Here is a 15,731-nt window from a genome sequence, read left to right as displayed (position 1 = left end):
TACCATATGGCCCTGGAACATATGCTACAATGCCGCCGCATCTCTTGGGAATGCATGATGGAGGGCTGCGGTGTTTGATCTTTCGGAATTGCTGACCGGGATACAGGATGCGGACCAGCGGGTGACGCCGAGCATCCCGCCCGCGCTTCAGCAGGTGCAATTTGGCGATATCGCCATCGACTCGCGGCTGGCGGGCCAGGGCGCGCTGTTTGTGGCCCTGGCGGGCGAGCGGGTCGATGGCCATCAGTTTGTCGGGCAGGCCATCCGCAGCGGCGCGTTGGCCGCGCTGGTGGATCGGCAGAAGGTGGCGGCGCTCGGCCTCAGCTTCCCCCACGCCGTGATCACGCCCGATGGCCAGGGCCTGGATGCCGCCCAGCCGGGCGAGCCGCTGCTGGTGGCGGTGGATGACCCGCTGGCCGCGCTGCAGCGGCTGGCATCCTACCACCGCAGCTTGTTTACCCCCACGCTAATCGGCATCACTGGGAGCGTCGGCAAGACATCCACCAAAGAGGTGGTGGCCGCAGTTCTGCAGCGCAAATACCGCACATTAAAAAACCCGAGAAGCTATAATAGCGAGGCCACCATGCCGTTGGTGCTGATGCAGCTCGACGCCAGCCACGAGGTGGCCGTGCTTGAGATGGGCATCTACGGCCCGGGCGACCTGACGCACCTCGCCGTGATCGCCAGGCCCAAGATCGGCATCGTCACCAATGTCGGCCCCTCGCACATGGGGCGCATGCAGAACATCGACGTGGTGGCCCAGGCCAAGAGCGAGCTGGTGCAGGCGCTGCCGCCCGATGGCATCGCCATCCTGAACTACGACGACGAGCGGGTGCGCGCCATGGCCGCGCTCACCACGGCGCGGGTGTTCACCTACGGGCTGGACCCCGCCGCCGATATCTGGGCCGACGAGGTGGTGAGCCGAGGGCTTGAGGGCATCAGCTTCCGCGCCCACCACGCGGGCGAGGCGGTGACGCTAAAGCTGCCGCTGCTGGGTCGCCACAGCGTGCACACCGCGCTGGCCGCCGCCGCCGCTGGCATCCTGCTGGGCCTGGGCTGGGACGCGATCATCGATGGCCTGCGCGATCAGAGCGCCCAGCTGCGGCTGCTGGCCGTGCCCGGCGTCAACGGCTCGACCCTGATCGATGATACCTACAACGCCTCGCCGGTCTCGTCGCTGGCCGCGCTCAACCTGCTGGCCGATCTGGAAGGGCGGCGGATCGCGGTGCTGGGCGACATGATGGAGCTTGGCCCGGTGGAGGAGGAGTCGCACCGGGTGGTGGGGCGGCGGGCGGCCGATGTGGCGCAGCTGCTGATCGCGGTGGGCCAGCGCGCGCGCTGGATCGCCGAGGAGGCGCTGGCCTATGGCATGCCCAACGATCGGGTCTGGACTCTTGGCTCGAACGCCGAGGCGACCGAGCTGCTGCGGACGCTCCTGCAGGCTGGCGACTATGTGCTGATCAAAGCTTCGCGTAGCGTAGAAATGGAGCAGGTGGTCGCGGCGCTTCAGGTGCCAGCCCGCCCTAGCGCGTAGGCTGGCCCGAGGCCACGCACCACGGCGTGCGCCGCACCAACCTGTGCTCGTTCTGAGGAGAACCCCGCGTGCCATTTGAAAATTACTGGGTGGCCATCCAAGTGCCCGATGTCTCGCGAGCGCTGCTGCTAGCGGCAGCCTCGTTTGTGCTGACGCTGGTGGGCGGCGTGTACTGGCTGCGGCTGCTGCGCGCCAAGCGGATCGGCAAGCAGATCCGGCTGGAAGGCCCGCAGAGCCATATGGTGAAGACCGGCACCCTCACCATGGGTGGGATCATCATCATCTCGCCGGTGGTTGTCCTGACGCTGATCTTCAACTTGGTCGACCGCTGGTCGGTGCTGCTGCCGCTGGGCGTGCTGGTGGCCTTCGCCGCGCTCGGTGCGATCGACGACTATCTGTCGCTGGTGGGCACCAAGTCGAAGACCTACGGCTTCACGCCGCGCACCAAGATGGCGCTGATGCTGCTGATCGCGCTCGGGGCCAGCCTGGTGCTGTACCTGCCCAAGCCCTACGGCCTGGCGAACTACGGCTTTGTGCGCATCCCCTTCATCGCCGCGCCGATCGACATCGGGCTGTGGTTTATTCCGTTTTCCACCCTGATCATCGTGTTCTTTAGCAATGCGGTGAACCTGACCGACGGCCTGGACAGCCTGGCGGGCTGGAATCTGACGATCGCGTTCGCGGCCTACGGCGTGATCACGCTGCTGAACGGCGAGTTCACCAACCTGATGGCCTTCAGCTTCACGCTGGTGGGCGCGTGCGCCGCGTTCCTCTGGTACAACGCCTACCCGGCCCAGGTGTTTATGGGCGATCTTGGCTCGCTCTCGCTGGGCGCGGTGCTGGCGGTGATCGCGCTCCAGTCGCAGCAGTGGCTGCTGCTGCCGGTGGTGGGCGCGGTATTTGTGGCCGAGGCGCTCTCGGTGATGATCCAGGTCGGCTATTTCAAGTACACCAAGCACAAGTATGGCGAGGGTCGGCGCGTGTTCAAGATGTCGCCGCTGCACAACCACTTCGAGCTGCTGGGCTGGAGCGAGACCCAGGTGATGCAGCGGTTTGTGCTGGTGGGCATGGTGGCCGCGCTGATCGGCATGTCGCTGGCGATCAGCGCCGATGCGACGATCTCCCCGAATCCCGCCGAGCGGGCATCCGAGGCGGTGCCTGCGGTGGTCTCTGGCCCATAGGCCGCAGCGTAGCGCGCTGCGCGAGGAATATGACAGATACGCGAATACATCTACACGGCACCCGCGCCCTGGTGATGGGCCTGGGAGTCCACGGCGGCGGGCTGGGGGTAGCCCGCTTCCTTGTTGCTCAGGGTGCGGACGTGACCGTGACCGACCTGCGCGACGCCGAGGCGCTGCGCAGCTCGCTGGATGCGATGGCTGGCCTGCCCGTGCGCTATGTGCTGGGCGAGCACCGCGAGGAAGATTTCGCCAGCGCCCAGCTGATCATCAAGAACCCCGGCGTGCCCGCCAGCTCGCGCTTCCTGCAGATCGGGCGCGAGCACGGCGCGCAGATCGAGACCGAGATGACGCTGTTCTTCCGGCTGTGCCAGGGGCCGATCCTGGGCATCACCGGTACCAAGGGCAAGACCACCACCACGAGCCTGGTCGCGGCCATGCTGCGCGCGCAGATCCCCGAGACTGTGGTGGCGGGCAACCTGCGCATCTCGGCGCTGGAGCAGCTGCCCAAGATCGGGCCGGGCACGCCGGTGGTGCTGGAGCTGTCCTCGTTCGCGCTGGAGAACCTGGGCGAGGCCGGGCTAAGCCCGCAGCTGGCCTGCGTCACCAACCTCTCGCCCGACCACCTGGATCGCTACGCGACGATGGAGTCGTATGGCGAGGCCAAGCGCCAGGTGTTTCTGCACCAGGGCGCGGCGGGTACAGTGGTGCTGAACGCCGCCGACCCGGTGGTGGCGGCCTGGGCCGCCGATGCGCCCGGCGCGGTGGTCTGGTTCGCGCCCGAGGGCGCGGGCGCGGCGCTGCCGCACATGGCCTATGGCCCCAGCGGCCTGTGGTGGCACGCGGCAGATGCCGCGCCCCTGCAGATCTGCCCGCTGGATGAGGTGGCCATCATCGGCGCGCACAACCTGGCCAACGCCGCCGCCGCCAGCGCGCTGGCTCTGGCCTTTGGGGTGCGCCCCGAGCACATCCGCGCGGTGCTGGCCAGCTTCACTGGCGTGGAGCACCGGCTGGAGCACGTGCGCGACCTGGGCGGGGTGCGCTACATCAACGATACGGCTGCCACCGTGCCCGAGGCGGCGGTGGCGGCGCTGCGCAGCTTCGCCCAGCCGATCGTGCAGATCTGCGGCGGGTCGGACAAGCGGCTCGACCTGGGCGGGCTGGCCCGCGAGATCGTGGCGCGGGCCAAGGCGGTGGTGCTGCTGGAGGGCACCGCGACGCCCAAGCTGCTGGCCGCAATCGAGGCCGAGTGGCAGCAGGCCCACCCTGGCCGTCCCCTGGCCGACCTGGTGAGCGGGCCGCACGCCAGCTTCGCCGAGGCGGTGGCGGCGGCGCATGCCCTCGCGGCTCCCGGCGATGTGGTGCTGCTCTCGCCCGGCTGCGCCAGCTTCGGCATGTTCCGCAACGAGTTCCACCGTGGCGAGGAGTTCCGGCGGCTGGTGCACGAGCTGTAGGTCGGGGCGCGGCGCTCGGCCCTGGAGAATGACGATGAGCAACGAACCAAACCAGTGGCGCGAGCGCCCCGATACGCCCGACGACGCGCTAATCGGCGAGGCCCAGCCGCTGCCGGGCCAGCCCCAGATGGTGCGCCTGAGCCTGCCGCTGTTCGGCGCGTGGGCCTGGAAGGTGCTGCTGGGCCTGATCATCGCGATGTATGTGCTTGAGGTTGTTGTGGCAAAGAATCTTACGCCAGATAACCTCACCGTGTACTATCTGGGCGCGAAATGGAACCCCGCGATCTCCAGCGGCGAGTACTGGCGGCTGATCTCGGCGATGTTTTTGCACGCCAGTCTGCTGCACATCATGTTCAACGGCTACTCGCTGTTTGCCGTCGGCCCAGCGGTCGAGCGCTTCTTTGGCACCGCGCGCTTTCTGGCCATCTATTTCATCACCGGCCTTGCGGGCAGCGTGGCGTCCTACGCCTTCTCGCCTAACCTCTCGGTAGGCGCGTCGGGCGCGATCTTCGGCCTGGTGGGCGCGCTGGCGGGCTTTTTCTACGTCTCGCGCGAGACGCTGGGCGAGATGGCCAAGCAGCAGCTGGGCAGCCTCGTTACGGTGATCATGCTCAACCTGTTCATCGGGCTGAGCGGCGGCGGGATCGATAACTACGCCCACGTGGGCGGCCTGGTGTGCGGCGGCGTGCTGGGCGTGCTGCTGGCCCCGCGCTACGCGATCGACGAGCGAACCTACCCGCCGGCTGTGGTCCGGCGCTTTCTGCCCTTCGGCTGGCCGGGGGCGCTGGCCGTGGCTCTGCTGCTGGCCGCGCTGGTCGGCTTTGCTATCAACCCGCCGATCCTGGCCGTGCCCTAGCGGCGCGGGGTCGGCCTTTTCTCTGCTGGTGGTGGACGCCTATGATGCTTGACACGACGCGGCGCAAGCCCGACTACCTGATTCTGGTCGCGGTGGGCATGCTCATCCCGCTGGGCCTGGTGATGGTCTACTCAGCCTCCTTCATGGATGCCATGCAGACCAAGGGCTACCAGATGTACTACATCCTGCGCCAGATCACCGGGGCGGTGATCGGCGGCGTGGCCATGCTGGTGGCGCAGCGCATCGACTACCGCTTCTGGCGCAAGTACTCGGTGCACCTGATGGCCGGGGCCTTGGGCCTGCTGGTGCTGGTGCTAGTGCTGCCCAGGTCGATGACCACCGTGAATGGCTCGATCAGCTGGATCCGGGTCGGCCCGCTGAGCGTCCAGCCCTCGGAGATCGCCAAGCTGGCCATGATCGTCTACTTCGCCGACTGGCTCTCGCGGCGCGGCGCGAAGATTGGCAATGTGACCTACGGCCTCATCCCCTTCGCTATCGTGATGGGCGTGGTGTGCGGCCTGGTGATGCTGGAGCACGACCTGGGCACCACGATCGTGCTGGCGGTGATCGGTGTGGCGGTGTTCTTCGCCGCCGGTGCCAACCTGCTGCATCTGGTGGGCGCGGGCGCGGTGGCTGGGCTGGCCTTCCTGGGCATGGTGCAGGTGGCCGCGTTCCGCCAAGAGCGCATCGCGGTGTGGCTGAATGGCCCGTGGGACTACTACTGGGGCGCTGGCTACCAGCCCGCCCACGCGCTCTACGCGCTGGGCAGCGGCGGCTTCTTCGGCGTGGGCCTGGGCCAGGGCCGCCAGAAGTTTCTGTGGCTGCCGCAGTCGCACACCGATGCGATTTTCGCGGTGGTCGGCGAGGAGCTGGGGCTGGTGGGCACGCTGTTTGTGATCGGCTGCTTTGTGCTGCTGGCCTATCGCGGCTTCCGCGTGGCCGGGCGCGCGCCCGACCCGTTCGCCGCGCTGCTGGCCGTGGGCCTCACATCCTGGCTGGTGTTTCAGGCCTTTATCAACATCGCGGTGGTGACAACCCTGATCCCGTTCACGGGTCTGACGCTGCCATTCGTGAGCTACGGTAGCTCATCGCTGGTTATGAGTATGGTCGCTGCGGGCATCCTGCTGAATATCTCTCGACATATGGTTTCTCGCAGTGCAGGAGACGAACTCGATGGCATCCCAATCGTCCGCAGAACGTCAGAAAGCCTCGCGAACACTGTTGCTGTGTGGTGGCGGGACCGGGGGGCACGTCTACCCAGCCCTGGCGGTCGCCGAGGCCCTGCGCGAGCAAGCGCCCGCCCCGCAGCGCGCCCCCGCGTCGCCCAGCGGGCGGCCCAGCCCAGCAGGCGAGATCGTACCCCCTAGCGCGCTGTGGGCCGAGCCGCCGCGCGTGGTCTACGTGGGCAGCGCCGATGGCATGGAGTCGGGCCTGGTGGCGCGCGAGAGCGACCTGCCGTTCCGCGCGATCACGGCGGCGGCGGTGCGCGGGCGCAACCCGCTGGTGCTGGCTCGCAACAGTCTGCTGCTGTCGCAGGGCACCATCGAGGCCCGCAGGCTGCTGCGCGAGCTGCGGCCTAGCGCCATCCTAGGCACGGGCGGCTATGTGTGCGTGCCGCTGTTTGTGGCCGCGCGCACGGTGGGCATCCCCACGGTGATCTACCTGCCGGATGTGGTGCCCGGCCTGGCGGTGCGCTCGCTGGCCAAGATCGCCACCGTGGTGGCCTGCAATGTCGAGGATTCTGGGCGATATTTCCAGATGCCTGTGGATGATCTGCGCCTGGACGAGTATATTAATGACAACCGCGCGATCGAGAGTATCCATCGCAAGGTGGTGGTCACGGGCTACCCGGTGCGGCAGGATCTGTTCGGCCTGGCCCGGCAGCGCGCGGCCTGCCGCGCGGCGTTCGGCCTGAGCGGCGACCTGCCGATCCTGTTTGTGTATGGCGGCAGCCGGGGCGCGCGCAGCGTGAACCAGGCGATCGCGGCGCTGCTGCCCCACCTGCTGCCGATCTGCCAGATCATCCACGTGTGCGGGCGCGAGGGCGACGACCAGTTCCTGCGCGAGGCTGCCGGGGCTATGCCCGCCGAGCTGCAGGCCCGCTACCGGCTCTACGAGTACCTGCATAGCGGCAAGGGGGAGGATTCAAACACGCCCAGGATGCTTGACGCGTTTGGCGCTGCCGACCTAGCGGTCTGTCGCAGCGGCGCTTCCACCATGGCCGAGCTGCCAGCCGCCGCGCTGCCGGCGGTGCTTGTGCCGTACCCGTTCGTGCATCAGGATGAGAATGCTGACTACCTGGTCTCGCGTGGCGCGGCGGTGAAGGTTCAGGATGCCGCGATGCTCGGATCGGGCCGCCCGGAGGATGGCCCTCTCTTTCGAGAGGTTCGGCACCTGCTTCTGGCCCCGGAGGAACGTTCACGCATGTCAGATTGTAGCCGCGCGCTGGCCCGCCCGGATGCGGCCCGCCGCCTCGCGACGCTGCTGCACGCTCTGGCGACAAGCACGAGGACGGAGCGATGAGTTTTACATTCGAGAGCTATCAGTCGCTTTTACTACCGTTGGTAGCATTCGGCGCGTACATCGGCTGGAAGCGCGGCTTCTGGATCGAGGTTGGCTACACCCTGGGCATGGCGCTGGTTCTGCTGGCTACGGTGATCTTCCCCGAGCAGTTTATGGATCTGGTCAGCCAGCTGATTGTCCTGATCCCCAGAATCTTTCGCGTCATGGTCGGCGGGGATTTCTCGCTGCCCACATCCACCGATCTGTTCGGCACGCCCGACAGCGGGCGCTTTCTGCTGACGCGGATGGCGCTGTTCGCGCTGCTCACCTTCCTGGTCTACAACACGCGCTACGGCTGGGCCTACGAGGGCGGCAAGGCGCGCGGCGTGAAGACCACGGCGGGCCGCCTGATGGGCGTGGCCTTCGGCGGATCGACGCTGTTCTTCTGGTTCCTCGCGCTGAATAATTTTCTCGACTCCTTTCGGCTGCTGCGCGACGACCCCACCATCCCGCCCGAGGGCCTGACGATCTCGGTGCCGACCTTCCAGAACCCCGAGGTGCTGCTGGGCCTGGTGCCGACCATGCTGGTGGTCATTCTGCTGGTGCTGGGCGTGCTGGCGGTGCTGCGGCTGCCGAACATCTGGAAGGGCTAGGACAAAACCAACGTGGCTCACTATCATATCATCGGCATCGCCGGGGCGGGCATGAGCGCCATCGCCAATGTGCTGCTCGACCAGGGGCACGCGGTCAGCGGCTCCGACCCGCAGCAGAACGCGCTGACCGCCGCCCTGGCCGCGCGGGGCGCTACCGTGCACCAGGGGCACGACCCCGCGTTTGTGCGCGGGGCCGATGTGGTGCTCACCACATCCGCCGCGCGGCCCGACCACGTGGAGCTGGCGGCGGCGCGGGCGGCGGGCATCCCCGTGCAGAAGCGCGCCGACCTCTGGCGCGAGTGGTCGGCCCAGCGCGATGTGATCGCGGTGGCGGGCACCCACGGCAAGACCACCACCACCGCGCTGCTCAGCCTCATCCTGCTGAAGGATGGCCGCGACCCCGGCTTTGTGGTGGGCGCGGATGTGCCCGCGCTGGGCACCAACGCCCGCTGGGGCGACCCCGCCGCGCCGCTGGTGCTGGAGGCCGATGAGTACGACCGCACCTTCCTGGCGCTCACGCCCGCGCTGGCCGTGGTGACGAATGTCGAGTGGGACCATGTGGACATCTACCCCACCCAGGCCGAGTACGACGAGGCGTTCCGCACCTTCGCCAGCGCCGTGCCCGACCGCCGCCGCGTGATCGCCTGCGGCGACGACGAGGGCGCGCTGCGGGCCGTGGGCGGCGAGGGCACCACGCTCTACGGCATCGACGAGGCGCTGGGCAGCGACCCGGTCTCGTGCAGGCGTGCCCTGCTCGACTGGAGCGCCACCGCCGTGCGCGCTGACGCCGAGGGCACATCCTTCGATGTGTGGCGCTACGACCAGCGCACATTCGCCACCCGCAGCCTGGGCCGTTTCCTGCTGGGGCTGTATGGCCAGCACAACGTGCGCAACGCCATGGGCGCGCTGGCCGCCGCTGTGGCGCTGGGCGTCGGCCCGCAGGCCATCGCCGAGGGCCTGGCCGCCTACCACGGCGCAGACCGCCGCTTCGAGCACAAGGGTGCGGCGGGCGGCGTGGATGTGGTGGATGACTACGCCCACCACCCCAGCGAGGTGCGCGCCACGCTCCAGGCGGCCCGCAGCCGCTTCCCTGGCCGTCGGCTGGTGGTCTACCTGCAGCCCCACACCTACTCGCGCACAGCGGCGCTGCTGGATGACTGGGCCGACGCGTTTGGCGACGCCGATGTGCTGCGCGTGGGCGATATCTACGCCGCCCGCGAGCAGAACACCCTGGGCGTCAGCAGCGAGCAGCTGGTGGCCCGCATCCACCACCCGGATGTGGCGGCGGCGGGCAGCGTGGCCCAGGCCGCCGAGGCGATCGCGGCGCTGCTGCGCCCCGGCGATGTGCTGCTGACGCTGGGCGCTGGCGATGGCCACGCGGTCGGATCGCTCATTCTGGCGCGACGCGCTGGGCAGCTGTAATACAACGGTCATCTTGCCCACTGCCCTGTCATGGGCCAAAGTCATATCATGGATGAGAGCAGATTTCACCCGGATATGGTAGAGATGCCCAAGTAAAGGCAGTACGCATGAGCGATGACGGAGCAGTATTCCACCGCAAAGTCGCCCGCGAGATGATGGCGCGCTACGCGGTGGATGCACACGCGCCCGCAGGCTGGCGCGAGACTCTGGTCTGGCACTGGGTGCAGGCTGGCGAGTTCGGGGCGGCGGTGGATGGCGCGATCGCTGTGGCCGAGGCCATGATCGCCCAGCTCGACTTCGCCTCTGCGCGGCGCTGGGTCGAGCGCGCCCTAGAATATATGGAGAAGCTGCAGAAGCGCCGCGCCTACGAGCTGCGGGCCTACAGCGCGGCGCTGGCCGTGCTCGAGTTCGGCGGGCAGTACCGCGAGGCGCTGGGCTACGCCGAGCGCATGGTGCGCGCCGCCCGCCAGCACGGCGGCAGGCAGGCCCAGGCCCACGCGCTGGTGGCGCTGGGCCGCATGCAGCGCGAGCTGAACCAGCTGCCCCAGGCCGAGATGACGCTGGCCGAGGCCCTGGCCCTGGCCGAGACCGAGGACGCCGGAGCGGTCGAGGCCGAGGTGCACTTCCACCTGGCCAAGGTCTACCAGCTCCAGGGCAGGCATATGGAAGCCCTAGAGGGCCTTCAGGCCGCCCAAGAAGAGCACGTGCAGGCCGACGACCGCATCAAGCTGGCCCGTGTGCTCACCGGCATGGGTGATGTCTACCGCGCCCTGGCGGCCTCGCGCGAGGCGCTGGTGTTCTACCAGAAGGCACTGGGCCTAGAGCAGGGCCGCGCCAGCCCGCTGGGGCAGGCCATGCTGAAGGATAAGATCGCGCTGGCCCTGCTGGCCGAGGGCCGCATGGATGAGGCCGAGCTGGTTGGGCGGGAGGGCCTGCTCATCCGCGAGCAGATCGGCGACACCGTGGGCCTGGCCCGCTCGAACAGCCTGCTGGGCATGGTGGCGCAGCGCCTGGGCCACACCGACCGCGCCATCGAGCACTACGAGCGCGCCCGCGCCCTTGAGGAGCAGACCCAGAACGTGCGCGGCCAGCACGTGTCGCTGCTGCACCTGGGCGACGCCTACGTGGCCCTGCGGCGCTACGCCGAGGCGGGCGGCTACTACCGCCGCGCCCTGGCCCTGGCCCAGCACACCGGCGACCAGGTGGCCCTGGCCCGCACCCTGGAGCACCAGGGCGACCTGCTGCAGGCATCCGAGTCGCAGGATGCCGCCGAGCGGGCCTGGGCCGAGGCCCTGCGCATCCGCCAGGGCCTCGGCCACGCCGAGGAGGCGGCGGCGCTGCGCAGGCGGCTGGGCTATATGGCCATGGATAGTGTGGATCGCTAGGTTTTGGGGCCGATGCCGGACTTTTTGCCTATTGCCAGCGCGAGTGACTTCGGATAGATATGGAACTGATTATTTCGGAACAAGAAGCGCTATCGCGCTACACATCGTGGAAGATCGGCGGCCCCGCCCGCTACCGCGCCGACGCCAGCAGCCCAGCCGAGCTTGCATCTCTGCTCGGCTGGGCTGCCCAGCGCGATCTGCCGGTGTTCCTGCTGGGCGGTGGCTCCAACTTGCTGGCCCTAGATGAGGGCTTCCCGGGCCTGGTGCTGCGCTACCGCGCCAGCGCCACCCAGATCGACGAGCAGGGCGACACCGTGCTGGCGCGGGTGGATGCCGGCGCGCCCATGGCGGGCACCGCCCGCAAGCTGGCCCACCAGGGCTACGCCGGGCTAGAGTGGGCCGAGGGCCTGCCGGGCACCATCGGCGGGGCTATCTACGGCAACGCGGGCTGCTACGGCGGCAGCGTGGCCGCCGTGCTGCGCCGCGCCTGGCTGTGGTCGGGCGGCCAGATCGAGGAGTGGCCGGTCGAGCAGCTGGGCTATGGCTACCGCACCAGCGCGCTCAAGCGCAGCGCGGCCTCGGCCAGCCAGCGCCCGATCATCCTGGCCGCCGAGTTCGCCATGCGCCGCGCCGACCCGCAGGAGCTGGCCCGCACCATGGCCGAGACCTCGGTCCAGCGCCGCGCCAAGACGCCCCACGGCCAGTCGTGCGGCAGCGTGTTCAAGAACCCGCCCGGCGACAGCGCGGGCCGCCTGATCGAGGCGGCGGGCCTGAAGGGTGCGCGCGTGGGCAACGCCCAGATCGCCGAGCGCCACGCCAACTACATCATCAACATGGGCGGGGCCACCAGCGCCGATGTGCTGGCCCTGATCGACATGGCCCGCGAGCGCGTGCGGGCCGAGTTTGGCCTGGATCTGGAGCTAGAGGTGCAGATCATGCGCTAGCGGCGTGCAGAATATGCCCTTGTGTGGTAGCCTTCTCAGTGAGCGGATCGTTTTGAGATCGCTTTCTCATCCACAGGGGCCTGGCGCTTCTGTATGCTCTGATACGAAGGGTTTGTCTCATGTCCGAGAAAATACGGGTTGGCGTTCTGTTTGGCGGCCAGTCGGGTGAGCACGAGGTCTCGATTGTGTCGGCGCGGGCGGTGCTCGGCGCGCTCGACCGTGAGAAATATGAGGTGCTGCCGATCGGCATCACCAAGGATGGCCGCTGGATCGCTGGCGAGCAGGCCCCCGCCCAGATCGAGTCGCTGGCCGACGCCGCGCTGCTGCCCGGCGGCCCCCAGGCCGCGCCCAGCGCCGCCCCCACCAGTGCGCTGGCCGCCTCCACTAGCAGCCTGGGCTTCCTGCTCGAATCCTCGCAGGCCCCGCTGGATGTGGTCTTCCCTGTGCTCCACGGGCCGCGCGGCGAGGATGGCACCGTGCAGGGCCTCTTCGAGCTGGCGGGCATCCCCTATGTGGGCTGCGGCGTGCTGGCATCCTCGGTGGGCATGGACAAGGCCATGATGAAGGCCGCCTTTGCCGCCGCCGGGCTGGCGCAGGTGCCCTGGGCCTTTGTCCGCCGCGTCGACTGGCAGGCCGCCCCCGAGGCCACGCTCGATACCCTTGAGTCGCAGCTGCGCTACCCGATGTTCGTCAAGCCCGCCAACATGGGCAGCAGCGTGGGCATCTCCAAGGCCAAAACCCGCGAGGAGCTTGCCGAGGGCCTGCGCCTGGCCGCCAGCTACGACCGCCGGATCGTGGTGGAGCAGGGCCTGAACGTGCGCGAGCTGGAGATCAGCGTGCTGGGCAACGACACCCCCGAGGCCAGCGTGCCCGGCGAGGTGGTCTCGTCGAAGGAGTGGTACGACTACGAGGCCAAATACCTGGCTGGCGAGTCGCAGATCCTCATCCCCGCGCCGATCACGCCCGCGCAGATGGAGGAGATTAAGTCGCTGGCGGTGCTGGCCTTCAAGGCGATCGACGGCGCTGGGCTGGCCCGCGTTGACTTCCTGATGGACAAGGACACTGGCGCGCTCTACATCAACGAGGTCAACACCATGCCGGGCTTCACCCCGCTGAGCATGTACGCCAAGATGTGGGAGGCCAGCGGCCTGAGCTACAGCGCCCTGCTGGATCGGCTGATCGAGCTGGCGCTTGAGCGCCACCCCAAGGCCTAGCGCAGCACATGGAGCAGAGGCGCAAAAAACCACAGAGCGAGCAGCCCGCCGATGGCGCGGTGCACCCCGAGCACAGCCCGCTGACGGCCCGCGACCGCGTGGAGGCGCGGCGGCGCGAGAAGGAGGCGGCAGCCGAGAGCGCCAAGCCCGCCCGCCCCCGCCCGCCACGCCCGCGCGCGGCCCCGCCCGCCGCGCCAGGCGACGCGCCCCGCCCCACCAGGGCGCGCGCCCCCAAGGCGGCGGATGAGAGCACCAAGGCGGTAGCCGAGAGCACCAAGCCCGCCGCGCCCCGCACGCGCAAGGGCGGCGACCACGCGGTGGCGGTCAGCGCCCCGCCCAGGGGCGGCGACCACGCGACCCCCGCCGCTGGGGCCGCGCCCAAGCCCGCGAGGCCGCGCAAGGCCGCCGAGGCCGCCACACCCAAGCTGCGCTCGCAGCCCCTGGGGGCCAGGCCAGGGCCGCGCCGCAGGCCCGCCGCCGCCGAGGCCGCCACGCCGGGGCCGCGCCACACCCTGGCCGAGTGGGTGGCCAGCGGCCACGTGGCTAGCGCTGCGCTGCTGGTGGTCTCGCTTTTCAGCATCGTCTACATCTTCACCAACAACCGCTTCACGGTGCAGAACGTGCAGGTGGATGGCGCAGAGGTGATGAAGCCAGCCGATGTGATCAAGCAGGCCGATGCCTTCGAGCAGTCGATCTGGTATGTGGACACCGCCGAGGTGGTGCGTCGGCTCAAGGCCAGCGCCTACATCGCCGACGCCAGCGCCAGCGTGGCCCTGCCCGACACCCTGCTGGTGGATGTGGTCGAGCGGCGGCCCCAGATCCGCTGGAAGAACGGCGGCAGCCTGTTCTTTGTGGATGCCTCGGGGCGCGTGCTGGGCGACGCCGACCCGACCGCCGCCGTGAGCGACACGCTGGTGATCGAGGACCACAGCGCCCAGGCGCTCAAGCCCAACGACTACGTCGACAGCGACGCCCTGAGCCTCGCCAACGCGCTGGCCCTGCGGCTCACGCCCGAGACTGGGGTGCAGCCGATCAGTATCAACTGGTCGGATGATAAGGGGGTCTACGTGCTGGCCCCCGACAACAAGACGATCATCTTTGGAACGAGCGAACGGCTCGATGAGAAATTGGTCGTGCTGGATCGTTTGCTAAAAGACGGATCGGTATTTACACTACTCGATCTACGGCCACAGACACCGTATTACCGTAATGAAGGCTGAGCGCCGCGAGGCCGCTGCCCTTCTCCAGTCATCCGTAGGATGTTGCTATGGCTCAACGAACCATCGTCGGCATTGATGTTGGAACCACAAAAGTCTGCGCGATTGTGGCGCAGGTGCAGCCAAATGGTCGGCTCAATGTGCTTGGGGTCGGTCTGACGCCCTCGAAGGGCCTCGATAAAGGCGTGGTGGTCAATATCGACGACGCGGTGAATGCGATCGCCACCAGCATCGAGAAGGCCGAGCGCGTCTCGGGCTACCGCATCGGCGCGGCCTATGTGGGCGTGGCCGGGCGGCACATCGCCTCGCTCAACTCGAACGGCGTGGTGGCCGTGGCCCGCAACGATCACGAGATCACCCGCCAGGATGTCTCGCGCGCGGTCGAGAACGCCCAGGCGATTGCCATCCCCACCCAGCGCGAGGTCATCCACGTCATCCCGCGCGCCTATATCGTGGATGGCAACTCGGGCATCCGCGACCCTGTGGGCATGAGCGGCTTCCGGCTGGAGGTCGAGACCCACATCGTCACCGGCGAGGTGATGGCCATCCAGAACCTGATCAAGAGCGTGCAGCGCGGCGGGGTCGAGATCGACGACCTGGTGCTCCAGCCGCTCGCATCTGGCGAGGCCGTGCTGACCGAGGATGATAAGGATCGCGGCGTGGTGCTGGTGGATATCGGCGGCGGCACCACCGACATCGCCGTGTTTGTGCAGGGCGGCATCTGGCACACCAGCGTGGTGGCGGTGGGCGGCAACCACTTCACCAACGACATCGCCCTGGTGCTGCAGACGCCCTACCACACCGCCGAGTACCTCAAGCTCAAGTACGGCTCGGCGATCGCCGACGAGCCGCAGGACACCACCGAGGATCTGATCGACGTCGAGGCCTTCGCCGTGGGTGAGCGCCAGCAGGTGAGCCGCCAGACGCTCAACCAGGTCATCCAGGCCCGTGCCGAGGAGGTGGTGGAGCTGATCTACAACGAGATCCGCCGCAGCGGCTACGAGGGCATGCTGCCCGCAGGCATCGTGCTCACCGGCGGCACCTCGCTGCTGCCGCGCTTCGACGAGCTGATGCGCGAGATGCTGGGCGTGCCGGTGCGGATCGGCGTGCCCAGCGACCTGGGCGGCCTGGCCGACGCGCTCGACAGCCCGCCCTACGCCACCGCCGTGGGCCTGGTGCGCTGGGGCGCGCGCCACGGCCTGCCCGACCAGAGCTTCTCGTCCTCGCCCGATGAGGGCCACGAGGGCTGGACGAATACCTACGAGCGTTTTAAAAACTGGCTTCGCGAGTTTCTGCCGTGATGCACGCGCTCTGGATGGCGTGGCGTGATGCCAGTCGCGCCGCGATTCGCCATGCGGGGTGCTCTCACAGG

General features: G+C 68.5%; 12 protein-coding genes and 1 pseudogene. All 13 read left to right on the top strand.

Translation table 11 applies throughout. The features are described 5' to 3' along the window. Window positions 1–70: 70 nt before the first annotated feature. Window positions 71–1,534, top strand: a complete 1,464-nt coding sequence (gene murF / locus F8S13_16040; GenBank protein KAB8142054.1) for a UDP-N-acetylmuramoyl-tripeptide--D-alanyl-D-alanine ligase — start codon at window positions 71–73, stop codon at window positions 1,532–1,534. A gap of 89 nt (window positions 1,535–1,623) precedes the next feature. Continuing rightward, window positions 1,624–2,715 carry a phospho-N-acetylmuramoyl-pentapeptide-transferase gene (locus F8S13_16035; protein ID KAB8142185.1) on the top strand — a complete coding sequence of 364 codons (1,092 nt, stop codon included), beginning with the start codon at window positions 1,624–1,626 and terminating at the stop codon, window positions 2,713–2,715. A gap of 44 nt (window positions 2,716–2,759) precedes the next feature. After that, window positions 2,760–4,166, top strand: coding sequence for a UDP-N-acetylmuramoyl-L-alanine--D-glutamate ligase (gene murD, locus F8S13_16030; GenBank protein ID KAB8142184.1), 1,407 nt, complete (start codon window positions 2,760–2,762; stop codon window positions 4,164–4,166). Next, the gene (locus F8S13_16025) at window positions 4,048–5,022 is read left to right on the top strand and encodes a rhomboid family intramembrane serine protease (GenBank protein ID KAB8142053.1); all 975 of its coding nucleotides are present in this window, start codon (window positions 4,048–4,050) and stop codon (window positions 5,020–5,022) included. Before murD ends, F8S13_16025 begins: the two co-directional genes overlap by 119 nt. Window positions 5,023–5,066: 44 nt before the next feature. Next, the gene (gene ftsW, locus F8S13_16020) at window positions 5,067–6,389 is read left to right on the top strand and encodes a putative lipid II flippase FtsW (GenBank protein ID KAB8142183.1); all 1,323 of its coding nucleotides are present in this window, start codon (window positions 5,067–5,069) and stop codon (window positions 6,387–6,389) included. Between the two features lie 25 nt (window positions 6,390–6,414). Then, window positions 6,415–7,545: pseudogene (locus F8S13_16015) on the top strand (UDP-N-acetylglucosamine--N-acetylmuramyl-(pentapeptide) pyrophosphoryl-undecaprenol N-acetylglucosamine transferase). Continuing rightward, a complete protein-coding gene (locus F8S13_16010; protein ID KAB8142052.1) occupies window positions 7,542–8,177 on the top strand; it encodes a hypothetical protein in 636 nt (211 codons plus the stop codon). Before F8S13_16015 ends, F8S13_16010 begins: the two are co-directional and overlap by 4 nt. Before the next feature lie 12 nt (window positions 8,178–8,189). Continuing rightward, the gene (gene murC, locus F8S13_16005; protein KAB8142051.1) at window positions 8,190–9,599 is read left to right on the top strand and encodes a UDP-N-acetylmuramate--L-alanine ligase; all 1,410 of its coding nucleotides are present in this window, start codon (window positions 8,190–8,192) and stop codon (window positions 9,597–9,599) included. 107 nt (window positions 9,600–9,706) lie between these two features. Then, on the top strand, window positions 9,707–10,984 hold the full coding sequence (locus tag F8S13_16000) for a tetratricopeptide repeat protein (GenBank protein KAB8142050.1): 1,278 nt from the start codon (window positions 9,707–9,709) through the stop codon (window positions 10,982–10,984). Window positions 10,985–11,049: 65 nt separating this feature from the next. After that, window positions 11,050–11,928 (top strand): UDP-N-acetylmuramate dehydrogenase, encoded by an 879-nt coding sequence (gene murB / locus F8S13_15995; protein ID KAB8142182.1) that lies wholly within the window; start codon window positions 11,050–11,052, stop codon window positions 11,926–11,928. Between the two features lie 119 nt (window positions 11,929–12,047). Continuing rightward, a complete protein-coding gene (locus tag F8S13_15990) occupies window positions 12,048–13,142 on the top strand; it encodes a D-alanine--D-alanine ligase (GenBank protein KAB8142049.1) in 1,095 nt (364 codons plus the stop codon). 8 nt (window positions 13,143–13,150) lie between these two features. Then, window positions 13,151–14,362 (top strand): FtsQ-type POTRA domain-containing protein, encoded by a 1,212-nt coding sequence (locus tag F8S13_15985; GenBank protein ID KAB8142048.1) that lies wholly within the window; start codon window positions 13,151–13,153, stop codon window positions 14,360–14,362. Between the two features lie 47 nt (window positions 14,363–14,409). Continuing rightward, entirely contained in the window at window positions 14,410–15,660 is a 1,251-nt protein-coding gene (ftsA, locus tag F8S13_15980) for a cell division protein FtsA (protein KAB8142047.1), read from the top strand. Window positions 15,661–15,731: the final 71 nt, after the last annotated feature.

The organism is Chloroflexia bacterium SDU3-3, from assembly GCA_009268125.1.
Lineage (GTDB): Bacteria > Chloroflexota > Chloroflexia > Chloroflexales > Roseiflexaceae > SDU3-3.
Note: the sequence above shows the minus strand (reverse complement) of the source record. Positions and strands in the feature narration are given on the sequence as shown.